This window comes from Campylobacter sp. RM12654, from assembly GCF_020137585.1.
GTDB lineage: Bacteria > Campylobacterota > Campylobacteria > Campylobacterales > Campylobacteraceae > Campylobacter_E.
Window position 1 is genome coordinate 95,567 of record NZ_JACGAR010000002.1, and the last position, 15,647, is coordinate 111,213.

The window sequence follows — 15,647 nt, forward strand, 5'->3', positions numbered from 1 at the left end:
CTAGAAATAGGGCTTATTTTGATAATTTATTTTCTATATATTCATCTACACTTTTTTTGAATTTTATTGGTTCTCCAATAAAAGGAACAGGTGCAGAAGAACCAGCACCATTTATAAATATTGTGCCAAAATTAAAAATCCTACCAAGAATTCCTTGACCAACTCTGATACTTTCTATTTTTTCTAATCTTAGCTCTATTGTATCTCTTCTAATAAAGCCAAATTTAGCTATAACTTTTCTATTTGTTAAAGCAAGTTCTGTTGTTGTAATGATAACGAACATACGAAGTAAAAGAAAGATGATAAATATAGCAATAAAAGGATGAATAGCAATACTTAAAATTGCTAAAATTAAAATAGCAAATAAATCACCTATAAAAGCAAAAACACTAACTTTGGCTTTTAAAACAACGCTTTCATCTGCACCTAAAACTTGTTCTACATAAGACATAAAAACTCCTTTTAAAAAATTAAAAAAAGTATTATACCCCCCCCCATTTTTAATTCTAGCTTAAATGATAAATATATTTTGTGTTTAAATTTATAAAGAATTTGAATTAATAATTTTAATATTTTTAAAAGTTTTATAATAATTTGAATTTGGGTTTTTATAAGTATATTTTATTGTTGCTTTTAGTAATGTATTTTTAAAATATTTGTAGTTATTATTGAGTTAGAAAATATTCATACAAAAATTAATTTGACCTATTAAAAAACTTGGGAAAATTGATTTATCTTAAGTGAAATTAAATGGCGCGGCGGACGGGGCTCGAACCCGCGACCTCCGGCGTGACAGGCCGATATTCTAACCAGCTGAACTACCGCCGCAACCGAATTTAATGAATGGTGGTCGCTATAAGACTCGAACTTATGACATCCACCTTGTAAGGGTGGCGCTCTACCAACTGAGCTAAGCGACCATGGCGACCCTTGAAAGATTTGAACTCTCGTTTCCAAACGGAGAGAATGGCGTCCTGAGCCACTAGACGAAAGGGTCTCAAACCTGGATCAAAAAAATGGTGTCCTGTGCTGGATTCGAACCAGCGGCCCCCTCATTAAAAGTGAGATGCTCTACCTGCTGAGCTAACAAGACTTAAAATAAAAATAAGTTTGGATTATACATTTTAAAACTTAAATTAAAATTAATATTAAAATAATTTATAATATTTATATTAAATCTCTTGAAAATAAAGAAGATTTGAATAATCAAGTTTATAAAAATATTGCAAAAATTTTAATTAATAAGTTAAATAAATATACTTTCAAGATTTTATAACAAAAATATACTTAATTAAATTCTTTTATAAATAGTAATATGATTTGAAATTTATAAATTCTTATAATCAATTCCATCAAAATAAGCTAAAGCACTACCCCAAGTAAATCCGCCGCCAAATGCGTCTAAAAGCATTAATTTGCCATTTGTTAAACGACCTTGTTCGTAAGCTTCATTGATAGCTATTGGAATTGACGCAGCTGAAGTATTACCAAATTTATCAACACATACAACACACTGCTCATCACTTAAGCCAAGTTTTTCTTGAACATAAGAGATAATTCTAAGATTTGCTTGATGTGGTATAAATAAATCTATATCACTTGTTTTAAGTTTGTTTTTATCTAATAAATACGACACATCATCTGATAATGTTTTAACAGCTACCTTAAATACTTCATTGCCTTTCATTTCAAGTTTAATAGGCTCTAATTGTTTTGTTTGATTTGAACGCTTAGTGCATAATAAATCTTTAAATTCTCCATCGCTTCCTGTATGAATATCTATAATTCCTTTACCTTCACTTGCACTTACAACGCAAGCTCCAGCGCCATCTCCAAATAAAACACAAGTAGTTCTATCTGTATAATCAAGAACAGAAGATATTTTTTCAGCTCCTATTATTAATACATTTTTTTTAGCACCACTTTCAACCATAGAACGAGCAAGCTCAAGCATATAAATAAATCCCGAACAAGCAGCACTTATATCAAATGCACTTACACCTTTTAATCCAAGTTTATTTGCTACAACTACTGCAGTTGATGGCATAGTAAAATAATCAGGACTTAATGTAGCTACTATTATTAAATCTATCTCATTAGTTTGAATTTTAGCTCTTTGTATAGCTTTTATAGCTGCTTTATATGCTAAATCGCTAGTATTTTCAGTTTCACTAGCAATATATCTTTGCTTAATTCCTGTTCTTTTTAATATCCATTCATCACTTGTATCTAAAAAACTTTCAAAATCTTTATTTGTTAGTGTTTTTTCTGGTAAATACGAAGCAATACTTTTAATGCAAGCTTTTAATTTCATCTTCAATCACTTTATTTACATTTGAATTAGCAAATTTTAAAGCTTGAAAAATTGCATTTTTTATAGCTTCTTCATTGCTTTTTCCGTGGCTAATGATAGCACATCCATCAATTCCTAATAATGGAGCTCCACCATATTGGTCGTAGTCTAAATGCTGTTTTAAAGCATTAAATGCACCTTTGCTAAGCATATAACCAAGTTTTGACAATGATGATTTTTTAATCTCATTTTTTAACAACTTAGCAAAAATGCCTACAGCACCTTCTGCAGTTTTTAATAATATATTTCCAGTAAATCCATCGCAAACTACTACATCACATTCTCCGGCAAATATATGTCCGCCTTCAACATTGCCTATAAAATTGCTTAAATGTTCTCTTAATAATTTATGTGTGTCTTTTGTAAGTTTGTTTCCTTTGCAATCTTCTTCTCCGTTTGAAAGTAGTGCAATTTTAGGATTTTTTATATTCATTACTTCTTTTGCATAAGCTTCGCCCATTATTGCAAATTGTAATAAATTTTCTTCTTCGCAATCAACATTAGCACCTACATCTAATACCAAAACCCTGCCGTTAAAAGTAGGCATTAAAGTTGCGATAGCAGGTCTTAAAACACCTTTTACTCTACCTATTCTAAGGGTTGCAAGGCTCATTGTAGCACCACTATGCCCAGCCGAAACAACTGCATTTGCTTCGTGGTTTCTTACTAATTCAACTGCTTTATAAATACTGCTGTCTTTGCGTTTTAAAACATCTGTAGAATTTTCATCCATATCAAAAACATCGGTGGTATGAACAAATTCAACTCTATTTGATAATTCTGATGGAATTTGACTTTTTATTTTTTCTTCATCCCCAACTAGAATAACGCTAAAATTATCTTTTTCTTTTAACGCTTTTATAACTCCACTAATTATTGGGGGGAAAGAAAAATCTCCACCCATAGCATCAACAGCAACTTTTATCATAGGTATTAATATTCGCCAGTTGTTGGATTAATTCTATGAGGTAATTTCCAACTACCATCTTTATCTTTAATTGGTCTTACTAGCTCAATTTTGTAATGAGTGCGTCTTTTTGCTGCTCTTGTTTTACTAACTCTTCTCTTTGGAACTGCCATGTTATTCTCCTTATTTACATTTTTGACAATAAAAATAATCGCTTAAATATAAAGCTAATTCGCTTTTTAATACTTCAATTAAGTCTATTTCACCATCATAAAATTCCATAGTGTCGCTTAATTCGTTTTCTTCATCTTTAAATACACCATCGCTCAAATCTAAATTAATTTTTTCATTAATTTCAATCTCAATTTCAGCAGCACAACTATCACAATAATGAATTACATTGCCTACTAAAATTGCGTCTAGTGTAACTATTTTATTATCTTTTCTCTTTAAAAAGCCTTCTAATATTAAATTATCAAAATCTAACTTAAAAGGGTATTTTACCGAATTAATTTTACTAAAAGCAATTTTCATTTTAATTTATTTCAAGTTTATTAAAGAAAAACTCTATTTCTATTTTAGCATTTTCTAAACTATCACTACCATGCACTGCGTTTGCGTCAATACTTTCAGCAAAATCAGCTCTTATTGTTCCCTTAGCTGCTTCTTTTGGATTAGTTGCTCCCATTAATTCACGATTTTTAGCAACTGCATTTTCGCCTTCTAAAACAGATACTACAACAGGACCACTAGTCATAAATTCAACTAAATCTTTATAAAATGGTCTTTCTTTATGAACTGCGTAAAATTCTCCTGCTTGTTCTTTTGTTAAATAAAGCTTTTTAATAGCTGCAATTCTTAAGCCATTTGCTTCAAAACGACTTAAAATTTGACCTATAACACCTTTCTTAACAGCGTCAGGTTTAATGATTGATAAAGTTCTTTGCATTAAATCTCCTTAAAATAAAAGCTCATATTATACAAAAATAAATTAATTTAAGCTTTAAAAATTAAGTTCTTTTAATAAAGTTTTTGCATCAACTAATCCTATTATTTGTTTTAGCACTTCGCCTTTATCGTTTAAAACAAGTAAAACTGGTGGTCCAAAAACCTTATAAGTCTCTGCCATTTCTTGCTCAAATTGGTTTGGGTTAGTTAAATCTATTTTGATTAAATTGTAATTTTTCAACTCATTTATAACTTCTTTATCTTTAAAAGTAGTATTTTGCATAACTTTGCAGTTCTCACACCAACTAGCAGTAAAATATACAATATTTTTTGAACTTAGATTTAATTTTTCTTTTGCTTGTGTGAATTCTAAATTCTGTTGAGAAATATTATTACTTGGATTAAAAGTTTTGTTTAATAATATAAAACTATAAGCTAATATTAAAACTAAAATAATTTTAAAAAATAAAAAGAATTTATTTTTAGTATTTTCAAATAAGCCAAAAAATACTACAAAACTAATACCAAGTAAGGCATATAAGACATTTGTAATATTCTCATTTATTATTCTTTCTAAGAAAAATATTGCTATTCCTAATAAAATAAATCCAAAAAATTTATTAACATATTGCATCCAAGAACCAGTTATAAATTTAAAACCAAAACCAATTGCTATTAGTGGAATTCCCATACCTATACTCATAAAAAATAATGAAAAAGCTCCAAGTAATACATCATTGCTATTTGCTACATAAATTAAAATTCCAGCAAGTGGTGCAGCTACACAAGGTCCTACTATTAAAGCACTTAAGACCCCCATTAAAAATACTCCGATAATTCCACTATATTTTGAGCTTTTTTTATTTACGCTATTTACAATGAAGTTAGGCATTTTTAGTTCAAATAAGCCAAACATTGATAATGATAAAATTATAAAAATTAAAGAAAATAGAATGATTACAATTGGATTTTGAAAAAATACTTGAACTCCACTTCCTACTAAAGCTGCTATTATTCCTGCTATTGTATAGCTAATAGCCATTCCTAATACATAAATAATGCTTGAAATTATTGGATTTTTACCACTACTTTTTGCCAAAATACTAGATATTATAGGTATCATTGGTAGGGTGCAAGGTGTTAAAGATAATAATATTCCTGATACAAAAAAAGTTAAAATACTTATTAAAAATGAAGAATTTAAAAGCTTGCTTTCATATTCGTTTTGTGTAGATTGTTTTTCTTTTTTTAGTTTTAAAGCTTCTTTGTTATCGTATTCTAAAACCAATTTATCATTTTGATAATTAAAAGACGCTACAAGTGGTTGATAACATAATCCTTCAGTAGAACAACCTAAATAAAAAATTTTAATATTGTCATTATTTTTTAATGTAAAATTTGGGAAATCAAATTCTAAAGTATTGTAAAAGACTTCAACATTATCCTTTAATACCGCATTGCTTAAGTCAAATTTATTTGTGATATTTTCGTTGTTTAATAAGACTTTTATTTCGTTTTTATATAAATAAATATCAGGATTTAGATTAAGTTTTATAAAATTTGCTTGAGAATTATTTTCAAGTTGGAATTTAAATGCTTCATTTGGTGGTAGTGGATTTGCAATTGCTAATACGCAAAATATTAAAATATTTATAATAAATTTCATTGTTTTTTCCTTGTTTTTTTATATTGTATAAGAGTAAAACATATGATTGTAAAAATAATAAATAATGTGCTAAAAATAATTAGTATTTTTTCTTTATCGTTATAACTTGCCTTTATTTTTTTAAAGTTTTTAATTTTATCTAAATCAATAGTGCAACCATAATATACATTTAAATTTTTATCTTTTTTGATATAAGTTATTATATGTCTTATTGAGTAGTTAGTCCAAAAAATATTAGCTTTCGTATATCCTTCATCTTTTATTTTTGCTAGCAGTTCTTTTATATAAAATTTATTATTTGTGTCTTTTTCTAAAAAAATATTTTGATGCTCATAGTCCTTAGAATAATGAGCTATATAAAATCCTAACTCATTAAAAGCATAGGCTTTTTCTTGATAATTATCAAAATTAATCGTATTAATTTCTTTTTTGATTAGATTAATTTTTTCTTTATAATTTAAAGAATTTGGAAGATTTTTTGCATAATTATCTATTTTATCTACTATTGCTTTTGCTTGTTTTGCGATGATATTTTTAGTGCCTTCATTGTCTTTTAGTTGATAGTTTTTATCAAGTGTAATATAAACATCTATGCTATTTAATATTACGCTAATACAGGCTAATAATGAAAATAATATAATAGTTTTTTTACCCATCAATACTTACCCTATTTAAAATTGCACTACTTAAAGAGTGAATATCAATATCTTGAATTTTAATACCATTTGGAACGCCTTGAGCGATTTTGCTTACTTTTACATTGTAGTGTTTAAAATAATCTTCTAAATAAAAGCACACCGTATCCGTGCTAACGCTTGGTGTGTAGGCTAAAACCAGTTCTATTGTATTGTATTTGCAAATCATTTTTTCTAATTTTTTTAAATAGTATTCATTGGTTTTTGAAAGTATAAAATATCTACCTTCATATACTTTACATTCATCTATAAAAAATACATCTTTTGGGCTTTCTACTAAGCAAATTGTATTATCTAATTCATCATTTATGCAATAATCACAAAGTTCATTTTCACTTAAGCAACCACAAATAGAACATTCTTTTATATTTTTTTTAGCATTTTCTAAAGAATTCATTAGTTCTTCTAATAAATTTTTATTTTCATAACACAAATAATAAGCCATTTTTAAAGAAGTTTTTTTGCCAATTCCTTGAATTTTTCCTATGCTTTTGCATAAATTATCAAAATGTATCACAATATAATCCTAAAGTTATGATAGCCATCATCGTAAAAATATTTAAGCTCAAATCCTTGAGTATCACAAATATATTTTATTAAATAAAGTCCTAATCCAAATCCACTTTGCTCTGCATTACCCCTTGCAAATGGTTTAAAATACTCTTCTGTATTAAAGTCTTTTTCTTCTCCTATGTTTTTTACATTAATATAGTCTTTTTGAAATTCAATTATACACTTATGGTTGCTTGAGTATTTAATAGCATTATCTAATAGATTTTTAATTAATATTATAAACAAAGCTCCATCTACTATTATTGTTCTATCTTCGTTCATTTTTACATCAATAATTTGTAAATTATCTAAATATAAAGCACTGATTGATTGCTCTAATAAATATGAATACGAATATTCTTTTAAGACTACTTCATGGTTTTTAGATAATATTTCTTCTACTTGCTTAAATTCATTTACTAAAGCATTCATACCTTTAAATACACTTATTAAGATTTTTTTATTTTTTTCGCTTTCTGGCATAGTTGCCGCAAACATTCCTTTAGCAATAGGTGTTTTTAACTCGTGCATAATTGCTCTTAAAAAAAATCTTCTTGCCAATACTAATTCATTATTTTTTTTAGTAGCTTTATTAAATTCTTTAGTTAATAATCCTATTTCATCATTTTTATAATAAGAAAAATTGCTATTTTTTCCGTTTGATAAATCCCTAATATGTCTTGTAAGACCCTTTAATGGTTGAATTAAATTATAACAATATATTAAAGAAGCAAAAAACATCATAATAATTAATGATATTAATAATTTAATTAAACCATCATTTATATTATTATTGTGGGTGTTTTCATAAACTTTTAATGAATTATTTTTTTGATTTATGAGTTTTAAATAATATTTGTCTTTATAAACAATTCCTTGAATTAGTCCAAAATTAGTTTTATGGTCTATTGGCTTATCATTGCTTGTGCAAAGCTCACGCATAAAACGCTTATCTGTAATTTCTTGAAAATCAATATCTTGTAAGTATTTATCAATTTCTACACCAGCACCACTAGCATACAATTTATTAATAGCTAATATTGCAAAATAAAGCCTACTTATACTTTCAGCTCTTAAAGCCTTATTGGAGTATTGAGTTATTTGTATAATAGCTGTAATAGTAAGTATAATGCTAATAGCAAAAACTGCTATTAGCTTACTAAGAATAGAGTGTAACAGCATTAGCCAAGAAGCTTATAACCAATACCACGAACAGAGAATATATGTTTAGGGTCTTTTGAACTATCGCCTATCTTACTTCTTAATCTTCCTATAATTACATCTAAGCTTTTGCTATCTTTTTCTCTTAATGACCTACAGCTATTAGCTAGCTCATCTCTTGATACTGAATAGCTATGTCTTTTCACTAGATAACTTAATATATCATATTCAGCCGGTGTTAAGCTTAGTGGTTTTTTATCATAGTAAATTTCATGTTTTTCATGCTCAACTTTGAATAATGTGCTTACTTCTTCTTCAGGTGGTAGTAAGCTTTTTTTGTATCTTCTAACAAGTGATGATACCCTTGCTTGCAATTCAGTTGGCTCATAAGGTTTTGGTAAATAATCATCAGCCCCTAATCCAAGTCCTAAAACCTTATCACTTGTATCCCCTCTAGCACTTGAAATGATAATAGGAATATCATATTTCTTGCGAATTTCCTTGCATACTTCTAATCCATCCATTCCAGGTAGAGTTAAGTCTAAAATTAGACAATCATAATTACTAAAGTTAGCAGTTAAACCTTCAGCAGGAGTGCTGTAATTTGTAACTTTTATGTTAAACCTTGCTAAAAACTCTGTAATCAACTCAGCGAATTCCACTTCGTCTTCAATCATAATTACATTAATCATTTTTTCACCTTTATTTATTAAAGTCTTTCCATTCTAACAATAATTAATTTATAAATGATAAATTGCAAAAGGAAAAAGATGCGTGACTTTTATGAAATTCTAGGAGTTAGTAAAAATGCTAGTTCTGAAGAAATTAAAAAAGCTTATAGAAAATTGGCATTGAAATATCATCCTGATAGAAATCAAGGCGATAAAGATGCTGAAGAAAAGTTTAAAGAAATCAATGTAGCTTATGAAACCTTAAGTGATGACACTAAAAGAGCTAGATATGATAGATACGGCGAAGCTGGTCTTAATGGTGGTTCAGGTGCTGGTGGCTTTGGATTTGAAGGATTTTCAAATTTTAGTGATATTTTTAGTGATATTTTTGGTGGCTTTGGCGATAGTGATGATGAAGAAATTGATGAAGATTTATTTATTACTCTTGAATTAGGTTTTAAAGAAGCTATTTTTGGTTGTAAAAAGAAAGTTAATTATTCTTATAAAGCAAATTGTATTAAGTGTGATGGAACAGGCTCGGCAAGTAAAACTACAACTACTTGCTCAAGATGTAATGGCAAGGGCAAAATAGCTATTAGAAAAGGCTTTTTCCAAATGGTTAGCACTTGTGATGTGTGTGGCGGTAAAGGTAAAGTAGTAAAAGATAAATGTTCATCTTGTCAAGGTAGTGGAAAAGAAAATAAAAAAGAAGAATTAGAAGTAACTATTCCTGAAGGAGTTGATAACGGAGTAACTTTAAAATGCTCTAATAAAGGAAATGAGATTAATTCTAATGAGCGTTCTGATTTGTATATAAAACTTCGTGTAGCAAGAGATGATAGGTTTATTAGAAAAGGTGATGATATTTATATAGATGTTCCAATATTATTTACCCAAGCAGCTTTAGGTTCTACCATCATTGTGCCTACTATTAGAGGAGAAGCTAGTATTCAAATTCCATTTGGCTTAAGCGATAAACAACTTGTAAAAATTAGTGGCGAAGGTGTTAAAAACCATCATACAAGAAGAACAGGGGATCAATTTGTCCAACTTAGTATTATGTATCCAAAACATATAAATGCAGAACAAAAAGAATTATTAGAAAAATTAAATGAGAGTTTTGGTATCAAAAATGATGCTAAAGAGCAACAACACGGGATATTTGATACTATTAAATCTTGGTTTAAATAATTTTTATTTTAATTCAAATTCTTTTTAGAATTTGAATTAAAAATATTTTTATTAAAGTGAGCTTAAAATACTTTCATATGCGTTTTGCAAATCTTCTTCGCTTTTTATATTAAAAACTTTTGCATTAAATTTTTTATTAAAAGTTCTTTGTCTTTTTGCTAGTTGTCTTGTGTGAATTGTGATTAAATCTTCTAATTCATCTTTAGATATTTTTTGATTAAAACAATCAATTATTTCTTTAGCTCCAATAGAGTTTAATGCTTTTGTATCGCCATAAATCTTATATAAATTTATAACTTCATCATAAGCATTTAAGCTAAGCATTTGTTTGGTCCTTAGTCTAATTCTTTCGTTTAAAATATCTTTATCCCATAAAATATCGTATATTTTAAGCTCTTTAATAAGCGCTTCTTGAGTATTTGCTTTTAGCCAAAGGCTAGGAATTTCATTTGTACTTTTATAAATGCTATACCATTTATTTAGCCTATAAGTATCATTTGCTGATATGTTTGAGTTTTTATCAATTTTTAGCATTAGATTATAGATTTCATCAAGGCTTAAATTATGATTAATATCATTAATTTTAGGGCTTAATCCATCAAGCATTGCTTTTAGATAAAATCCACTTCCGCCTGTTATGATTAGATTTTTTTCATTATTTTTTGCAAATTCTAAAGCCTTTTTGTACTCATCAAAATAAAGCCCTACATTATAATTTTCATTTACGCTAATTAGATTTATTCCAAAGTATTTAATCTCTTCTAGCATTTGATTATCTGGCTTGGCATTTATAATATTTAATTCTTTATAAAGACATAAACTATCAAGGCTTAAAATTATAGAATTTGAAGCTTTAGCAAGTTTATGAGCTAGGTTTGTTTTGCCACTTGCAGTTGTTCCTATGAGAGCAATTTTTTTCATCTTTATCCTTAAATCTTAATTAAAATATTATAAACTAGATTAAAAACGGAAGAGTTATGAATAAATTAAAAAACATTTTAGAATTAATCGTATTTAAGCATAGTATTTTTGCTTTACCTTTCTTAATTATTTCAATGCTTAGCGCTATAAAATTATATGAATTAAGTTTATCATCAATTTGGCTTAATTTTATCTTAGCTATTTTTTGTGCTGTTTGTGCTAGAAATTACGCAATGGCACTTAATAGATTACTTGATGCTGATATTGATATATTAAACGAAAGGACAAAAAATCGTCCTAGTGTAGATGGTAGAGTAGGGCGTGGGAATTTGCTTTTATTTATAATCGCAAATGCTGTAATTTTCGTGCTTTTAGCGTATTTTATAAATACTACTTGCTTTTATCTTAGCTTTTTTGCCTTAGCTTTACTTGGTTCTTATTCTTTATTTAAGAGATTTTCTTATTTAGCTCATATTATTTTAGGCTTATCTTTAGGATTTGCTTGTGTAGCAGGTGAAATTGTGCTTACAAATTCTATTAGTGCTTATTCTATTGCTTTATGTTTTGCGGTTTGTTTTTGGACTGCTGGGTTTGATTGCTTGTATGCTTTGCAAGATTTAGAATTTGATAAAGCAAATAATTTATTTTCTATACCATCTTGTTTTGGTAAAACGGCTACTTTATTTATAGCTGCGATTTTTCATTTGATTGCATTTTTGTTTTGGTTTGTTTTTTTAGTTAGTGTAAATGCTGGATTTTATGGATTTTTAGGATTGATAATCGTAGGAATTTTATTAATAATAGAGCATTTTATAGTGAGAAAAAATACAGAAAAAATAGAAAGAGCTTTTTTTGATATAAACGCTATTGTTAGCATAGTGTTTTTGATATTTTTTATAATAGATTTAAAGGTTAGCTAATGATTATGTATGAAGCAAGATTTAGAATTGATTATCAAGAATGTGAGGAATTAGAAGATAGATTTTTACAAGAATATAATGCTATTAATTATCATAAATCTTTACAAGATTATAGGCACAGAGCTAGTAAAATGGATATGTATCCTGAAGATAAATTGTTTTTTGAAATGCTTTGTGATATTAAAAAAGATTTATTAGAAATTAAAAATCTTAAAAAAGATGAATTTATAAAATTAGATAATAGCACCTATTCAAATTCAATAAATTATGAATATATTCGTGTTGAAGATAGTTTAAAACCTAATCAAACATATTATGCAAGGCTTGTTTTAGTTGATAGAACTATATCTTGTTTTGTTAGTGCAATTGATGAGCATACTTTTAAAATCACTCAAATTAAAAGATATGATACAGAAGGGCTTAATTTATTTGTAGCTGATATTCAAAGGAATTTAATTAATATTAAAAAGGAAAAAAATGGGGATTGATTTATTAATTTATATTGTATTTATAATTTTTATAGTTTTATTATTTGTTTATGTAAGACTTAGTTTTAGAGATTTAAATGATAAATTAGATGGGGTTTTAAAGGCTATTGATGAGAATTATAAATCTATTCATAGACTTGAAAAAGATGTAGAAAAATTAAAACTAGCAGAGATAAATAACGCTAAACAAAATGATTTTAATGATAATATTATGCAAAATTGTGAGTTTTTAATACATTCAATTATTGATGAAAGAATTAATGAGCTAAATAGTGATTTAGGTATTATTCAAGAAAGTATTCAAGAAGTTACAAAAAACCAAGATAGTAGAATTGCAAATTTAGAACTTGCAAACGAGCCAATCACTAGGCTAAGTCCTAATGAAGACGCTGAAAGAATGCAGATTTTAAAACTTTTTGGAGATGGTAAAAGCGTAGAAGAAATAGCATTACTTCTAAACAAAAGCCCACAAGCAATTAATATTATTTTAAAAAGCTTATAAGGACTAAAAATGTTAATTGATTCGTATGGAAGAAGGATAAATTATTTAAGAATTTCACTTACTCAAAGATGTAATTTCCGTTGTCTTTATTGTATGCCAAAAGTTCCTTTTAATTGGGTTCCTAAAGAAAATTTATTAAGCTATGAAGAATTATTTTTATTTGCAAAATTATGTATGGATAAGGGTGTAGATAAAATCCGTTTAACTGGTGGAGAACCACTTGTAAGAGCTGATTTAGATAAATTCATAAAAATGCTAATTGATTATAAGAGCGATTTGGATTTAGCACTTACAACTAATGGATTTTTATTAAAAGAACAAGCGGCAAAATTAAAAGCAGCAGGACTTGTAAGAATAAATGTATCTCTTGATACTTTAGTGCCACAAAGAGCAAAATTAATCTCTCAAAAAGATATTTTAAAAGAAGTTTTAGAAGGTATAGAAGAAGCCTTAAAAGTAGGGTTAAAAGTAAAGATTAATTGCGTTCCTTTAAAGGGTATTAATGAAGATGAATTAATTGATTTGATTATGTTTTGCAAAGAAAAAAATATTCAAATAAGATTTATTGAATTTATGGAAAACGAACACGCTTACGGACAATTATGTGGATTAAGAGAAGCTGAAATACTAGATAAAATCAAGCAAAGATTTAGCATAAATGCACTTGAGAAAGAGCCAAATTCTCCTGCTAGTTTATATAAAATTGATGAGTTAGATTATGTATTTGGTGTGATTAATCCACACAAGCACGATTTTTGTGATAGCTGCAATCGTTTAAGACTTAGTGCGGAAGGATTTTTGATACCTTGCCTTTATTTTGATGAAGCTATGAGTATTAAAAAGGCTTTAAGAAATAAAGATATTAATAAGGCTTTAGAGATTTTAAATACGGTTTTAGAAAACAAACCTGAGAAAAATAAATGGAGCGAAGAAGATAATAAAAGCTCTGCTAGGTCGTTTTCACAAACGGGTGGATGATGAAATTAGTTGAAGAATTTTTAAGTATTCAAGGTGAAGGGATATTTGCAGGAAGACTTGCTTATTTTATCCGTTTTGCGGGGTGCAATTTCTCTTGCTATGGATTTGGAGTTGTTAAGAGCAAAAATAATAAAACATTAGTTGGTTGCGATACTTTAAGAGCTGTTTATACTAATGAGTTTAGCGATGAGTATAAGGAATTTAAATTAGAAAATATAATCAATAAATTAAACTCATTTAGCTATAAACCTATGATAGTAATTACTGGTGGAGAGCCTTTAATTCATCAAGAAAATCCTAAATTTATAGAGCTTTTAGAGTATTTGGTAAAAAATGAATATTTAGTGCAGTTTGAGACTAATGCTAGTATTTGTTTAAAAGAATACGATTTTTATAAAAATTGTTATTTTGCAATGGGAGTAAAACTTGCAAATAGCAAAATGCCAAAGGAAAAAAGAATAAATTATGAAGCAATTAATTCAATTTTAAAGCTATCAAAACAAGCGTTTTTTAAAATCGTTTTAGATAAAGCGGATTTAGAAGATAATCAAGAATTATTTGAATTAAGAAATGCTTATAAAGACGCTAATTTTTATCTAATGCCAAAAGGTGCTACGAATGATGAATTAAGAGCGAATGCTAAGAGCGTTTTAGAATTTGCTATTAAAAATGGTTTTAATTATACAGATAGGATACATATTAGAATTTATGATGATTTGGAGGGTGTATGAGAATAGGTAAATTATTTGAGTTTGAAAATGCTCATATAGTTAGGTTTTGTAGTTCAAAAAGATGTAAAACTAGCATTCACGGACATTCTTATAAATTAGAATTAATTTTATATGCAAATACTCTTGATAAAGCGGGAATGGTTTATGATTTCGGGCTTTTAAAGGGAAATATTAAGCAAATAATAGATGCGTTTGACCATAGCACTTGTGTTTATAAATACGATGATTTAGAGTATGTAAATGATATTAAAAAGCATTCAGCTAGGTGGGTTGAGCTACCTTGTAATATCAGTGCAGAAAATCTTAGCATAGTGTTTTTTATATTAATTTCTAAGATTTTACAAAATTCAAAAATGCACAATGATGAGAATGTAAGAGTAGATAAAATCAGACTAAATGAGACTAGAACAGGCTGGGCTGAATGTGAATATGATGATGCTTTTTATAATGATGAGCCTATAATTAATTTAAATGAAATAACTTTTTCTAAGGCGATTTTAGAAGATTTTAGTGATATAAATTTATTTGAAAAAATTAAAAATAATGAGATTTTTATAAATCCAAAGGAAGTTTAATGAGTATTATTGGCATTCATATGTTTTTCGTGTATTGCTTGGTAGCTTTAGAATTTTCTTATTTGTTTATTTCTCAATGTTGTAAGGATATTAATAAATTTATTTCAAGAATTTCAATTATTAGTCCAATACAAATTATAGCCTTAGTTTTGGTATTATTAAGTGGTATGTTTATTGAAGCTACTAAGGCATTTTTTAATTTTAAGATTTTTTTATTTTTAAGTTGGATTTTGATTTTTTATCTTAGCATTAGACAGCTTGTAATTTTTAATAAGATAAAAAAAGCAAAAAAAAGCTTTAATTTTAAATTATTCAGTATTGCTTTTGAGATTTTAAAAATATTTTTAATCATATTTGCCGGTGTTACAAATTCTTTATTATTTTAATC

At 27.3% G+C, this 15,647-nt stretch carries 20 protein-coding genes and 4 tRNA genes; 8 read left to right on the top strand and 16 right to left on the bottom strand.

What is annotated here, in order from left to right:
* Nucleotides 1-13: 13 nt before the first annotated feature.
* From AVBRAN12654_RS01185 to AVBRAN12654_RS01255, 15 genes are all read right to left on the bottom strand, one after another.
* Entirely contained in the window at nt 14-451 is a 438-nt protein-coding gene (locus tag AVBRAN12654_RS01185; protein ID WP_336613778.1) for a PH domain-containing protein, read from the bottom strand.
* Nucleotides 452-751: 300 nt separating this feature from the next.
* A tRNA-Asp gene (locus AVBRAN12654_RS01190) sits at nt 752-828 on the bottom strand.
* Nucleotides 829-844: 16 nt separating this feature from the next.
* Nucleotides 845-920: transfer RNA gene (locus AVBRAN12654_RS01195), tRNA-Val, on the bottom strand.
* Nucleotide 921: 1 nt separating this feature from the next.
* A tRNA-Glu gene (locus tag AVBRAN12654_RS01200) sits at nt 922-997 on the bottom strand.
* A 20-nt stretch (nt 998-1,017) separates the two neighbouring features.
* Nucleotides 1,018-1,093 (bottom strand) — tRNA-Lys (locus tag AVBRAN12654_RS01205).
* Between the two features lie 234 nt (nt 1,094-1,327).
* On the bottom strand, nt 1,328-2,314 hold the full coding sequence (locus AVBRAN12654_RS01210) for a beta-ketoacyl-ACP synthase III (RefSeq protein ID WP_239803065.1): 987 nt from the start codon (nt 2,312-2,314) through the stop codon (nt 1,328-1,330).
* On the bottom strand, nt 2,292-3,281 hold the full coding sequence (gene plsX / locus AVBRAN12654_RS01215) for a phosphate acyltransferase PlsX (protein WP_239803064.1): 990 nt from the start codon (nt 3,279-3,281) through the stop codon (nt 2,292-2,294). Before plsX ends, AVBRAN12654_RS01210 begins: the two co-directional genes overlap by 23 nt.
* A gap of 5 nt (nt 3,282-3,286) precedes the next feature.
* Nucleotides 3,287-3,433: a 50S ribosomal protein L32 gene (gene rpmF, locus AVBRAN12654_RS01220; protein ID WP_214116941.1), complete on the bottom strand. Its 147-nt coding sequence runs from the start codon at nt 3,431-3,433 to the stop codon at nt 3,287-3,289.
* Nucleotides 3,434-3,443: 10 nt separating this feature from the next.
* Nucleotides 3,444-3,794: a hypothetical protein gene (locus tag AVBRAN12654_RS01225; RefSeq protein WP_214116939.1), complete on the bottom strand. Its 351-nt coding sequence runs from the start codon at nt 3,792-3,794 to the stop codon at nt 3,444-3,446.
* A gap of 1 nt (nt 3,795) precedes the next feature.
* Nucleotides 3,796-4,209: a nucleoside-diphosphate kinase gene (ndk, locus tag AVBRAN12654_RS01230; protein WP_214116937.1), complete on the bottom strand. Its 414-nt coding sequence runs from the start codon at nt 4,207-4,209 to the stop codon at nt 3,796-3,798.
* A 54-nt stretch (nt 4,210-4,263) separates the two neighbouring features.
* Complete coding sequence (dsbD, locus tag AVBRAN12654_RS01235; protein ID WP_336613779.1) at nt 4,264-5,874, bottom strand: protein-disulfide reductase DsbD; 1,611 nt, start codon at nt 5,872-5,874, stop codon at nt 4,264-4,266.
* The gene (locus AVBRAN12654_RS01240; protein ID WP_214116933.1) at nt 5,871-6,533 is read right to left on the bottom strand and encodes a hypothetical protein; all 663 of its coding nucleotides are present in this window, start codon (nt 6,531-6,533) and stop codon (nt 5,871-5,873) included. Before AVBRAN12654_RS01240 ends, dsbD begins: the two co-directional genes overlap by 4 nt.
* Nucleotides 6,523-7,086, bottom strand: a complete 564-nt coding sequence (locus tag AVBRAN12654_RS01245; RefSeq protein WP_214120267.1) for a recombination protein RecR — start codon at nt 7,084-7,086, stop codon at nt 6,523-6,525. The genes AVBRAN12654_RS01240 and AVBRAN12654_RS01245 overlap by 11 nt, the downstream gene beginning before the upstream one ends.
* Nucleotides 7,083-8,303 (bottom strand): ArsS family sensor histidine kinase, encoded by a 1,221-nt coding sequence (locus AVBRAN12654_RS01250; protein WP_214116929.1) that lies wholly within the window; start codon nt 8,301-8,303, stop codon nt 7,083-7,085. The genes AVBRAN12654_RS01245 and AVBRAN12654_RS01250 overlap by 4 nt, the downstream gene beginning before the upstream one ends.
* Nucleotides 8,303-8,974, bottom strand: a complete 672-nt coding sequence (locus AVBRAN12654_RS01255; protein WP_214116928.1) for a response regulator transcription factor — start codon at nt 8,972-8,974, stop codon at nt 8,303-8,305. The genes AVBRAN12654_RS01250 and AVBRAN12654_RS01255 overlap by 1 nt, the downstream gene beginning before the upstream one ends.
* Before the next feature lie 78 nt (nt 8,975-9,052).
* On the opposite strand from AVBRAN12654_RS01255, the gene dnaJ reads away from it, so the two are divergent.
* Nucleotides 9,053-10,144 (top strand): molecular chaperone DnaJ, encoded by a 1,092-nt coding sequence (gene dnaJ, locus AVBRAN12654_RS01260; protein WP_214120268.1) that lies wholly within the window; start codon nt 9,053-9,055, stop codon nt 10,142-10,144.
* Nucleotides 10,145-10,195: 51 nt separating this feature from the next.
* Here dnaJ and miaA read toward each other — a convergent pair whose 3' ends face one another.
* Nucleotides 10,196-11,065, bottom strand: coding sequence for a tRNA (adenosine(37)-N6)-dimethylallyltransferase MiaA (miaA, locus tag AVBRAN12654_RS01265; protein ID WP_214120269.1), 870 nt, complete (start codon nt 11,063-11,065; stop codon nt 10,196-10,198).
* Nucleotides 11,066-11,121: 56 nt separating this feature from the next.
* Here miaA and AVBRAN12654_RS01270 point away from each other — a divergent pair, with 56 nt between their 5' ends.
* From AVBRAN12654_RS01270 to AVBRAN12654_RS01300, 7 genes are read left to right on the top strand one after another with little or no spacing between them, the layout of a single operon-like run.
* Entirely contained in the window at nt 11,122-11,985 is an 864-nt protein-coding gene (locus AVBRAN12654_RS01270) for a UbiA-like polyprenyltransferase (protein WP_214120270.1), read from the top strand.
* Nucleotides 11,985-12,473 (top strand): hypothetical protein, encoded by a 489-nt coding sequence (locus AVBRAN12654_RS01275; RefSeq protein ID WP_214116920.1) that lies wholly within the window; start codon nt 11,985-11,987, stop codon nt 12,471-12,473. Before AVBRAN12654_RS01270 ends, AVBRAN12654_RS01275 begins: the two co-directional genes overlap by 1 nt.
* Nucleotides 12,463-12,975 (top strand): helix-turn-helix domain-containing protein, encoded by a 513-nt coding sequence (locus tag AVBRAN12654_RS01280; RefSeq protein WP_214116919.1) that lies wholly within the window; start codon nt 12,463-12,465, stop codon nt 12,973-12,975. Before AVBRAN12654_RS01275 ends, AVBRAN12654_RS01280 begins: the two co-directional genes overlap by 11 nt.
* A 9-nt stretch (nt 12,976-12,984) precedes the next feature.
* On the top strand, nt 12,985-13,953 hold the full coding sequence (moaA, locus tag AVBRAN12654_RS01285) for a GTP 3',8-cyclase MoaA (RefSeq protein WP_214149883.1): 969 nt from the start codon (nt 12,985-12,987) through the stop codon (nt 13,951-13,953).
* Nucleotides 13,953-14,684 carry a 7-carboxy-7-deazaguanine synthase QueE gene (locus tag AVBRAN12654_RS01290; protein WP_336613780.1) on the top strand — a complete coding sequence of 244 codons (732 nt, stop codon included), beginning with the start codon at nt 13,953-13,955 and terminating at the stop codon, nt 14,682-14,684. Before moaA ends, AVBRAN12654_RS01290 begins: the two co-directional genes overlap by 1 nt.
* Nucleotides 14,681-15,259 (top strand): 6-pyruvoyl trahydropterin synthase family protein, encoded by a 579-nt coding sequence (locus AVBRAN12654_RS01295; protein ID WP_336607879.1) that lies wholly within the window; start codon nt 14,681-14,683, stop codon nt 15,257-15,259. Before AVBRAN12654_RS01290 ends, AVBRAN12654_RS01295 begins: the two co-directional genes overlap by 4 nt.
* Complete coding sequence (locus AVBRAN12654_RS01300; protein WP_214120624.1) at nt 15,259-15,645, top strand: hypothetical protein; 387 nt, start codon at nt 15,259-15,261, stop codon at nt 15,643-15,645. The genes AVBRAN12654_RS01295 and AVBRAN12654_RS01300 overlap by 1 nt, the downstream gene beginning before the upstream one ends.
* Nucleotides 15,646-15,647 lie beyond the last annotated feature (2 nt).

What these genes read in the sequence shown, in the direction of transcription:
- AVBRAN12654_RS01185 (WP_336613778.1), bottom strand. Translation starts at nt 451, where the DNA reads ATGTCTTATGTAGAACAAGTTTTAGGTGCAGATGAAAGCGTTGTTTTA.
- AVBRAN12654_RS01210 (WP_239803065.1), bottom strand. Translation starts at nt 2,314, where the DNA reads ATGAAATTAAAAGCTTGCATTAAAAGTATTGCTTCGTATTTACCAGAA.
- plsX (WP_239803064.1), bottom strand. Translation starts at nt 3,281, where the DNA reads ATGATAAAAGTTGCTGTTGATGCTATGGGTGGAGATTTTTCTTTCCCC.
- rpmF (WP_214116941.1), bottom strand. Translation starts at nt 3,433, where the DNA reads ATGGCAGTTCCAAAGAGAAGAGTTAGTAAAACAAGAGCAGCAAAAAGA.
- AVBRAN12654_RS01225 (WP_214116939.1), bottom strand. Translation starts at nt 3,794, where the DNA reads ATGAAAATTGCTTTTAGTAAAATTAATTCGGTAAAATACCCTTTTAAG.
- ndk (WP_214116937.1), bottom strand. Translation starts at nt 4,209, where the DNA reads ATGCAAAGAACTTTATCAATCATTAAACCTGACGCTGTTAAGAAAGGT.
- dsbD (WP_336613779.1), bottom strand. Translation starts at nt 5,874, where the DNA reads ATGAAATTTATTATAAATATTTTAATATTTTGCGTATTAGCAATTGCA.
- AVBRAN12654_RS01250 (WP_214116929.1), bottom strand. Translation starts at nt 8,303, where the DNA reads ATGCTGTTACACTCTATTCTTAGTAAGCTAATAGCAGTTTTTGCTATT.
- AVBRAN12654_RS01255 (WP_214116928.1), bottom strand. Translation starts at nt 8,974, where the DNA reads ATGATTAATGTAATTATGATTGAAGACGAAGTGGAATTCGCTGAGTTG.
- dnaJ (WP_214120268.1), top strand. Translation starts at nt 9,053, where the DNA reads ATGCGTGACTTTTATGAAATTCTAGGAGTTAGTAAAAATGCTAGTTCT.
- miaA (WP_214120269.1), bottom strand. Translation starts at nt 11,065, where the DNA reads ATGAAAAAAATTGCTCTCATAGGAACAACTGCAAGTGGCAAAACAAAC.
- AVBRAN12654_RS01270 (WP_214120270.1), top strand. Translation starts at nt 11,122, where the DNA reads ATGAATAAATTAAAAAACATTTTAGAATTAATCGTATTTAAGCATAGT.
- AVBRAN12654_RS01275 (WP_214116920.1), top strand. Translation starts at nt 11,985, where the DNA reads ATGATTATGTATGAAGCAAGATTTAGAATTGATTATCAAGAATGTGAG.
- AVBRAN12654_RS01280 (WP_214116919.1), top strand. Translation starts at nt 12,463, where the DNA reads ATGGGGATTGATTTATTAATTTATATTGTATTTATAATTTTTATAGTT.
- moaA (WP_214149883.1), top strand. Translation starts at nt 12,985, where the DNA reads ATGTTAATTGATTCGTATGGAAGAAGGATAAATTATTTAAGAATTTCA.
- AVBRAN12654_RS01290 (WP_336613780.1), top strand. Translation starts at nt 13,953, where the DNA reads ATGAAATTAGTTGAAGAATTTTTAAGTATTCAAGGTGAAGGGATATTT.
- AVBRAN12654_RS01295 (WP_336607879.1), top strand. Translation starts at nt 14,681, where the DNA reads ATGAGAATAGGTAAATTATTTGAGTTTGAAAATGCTCATATAGTTAGG.
- AVBRAN12654_RS01300 (WP_214120624.1), top strand. Translation starts at nt 15,259, where the DNA reads ATGAGTATTATTGGCATTCATATGTTTTTCGTGTATTGCTTGGTAGCT.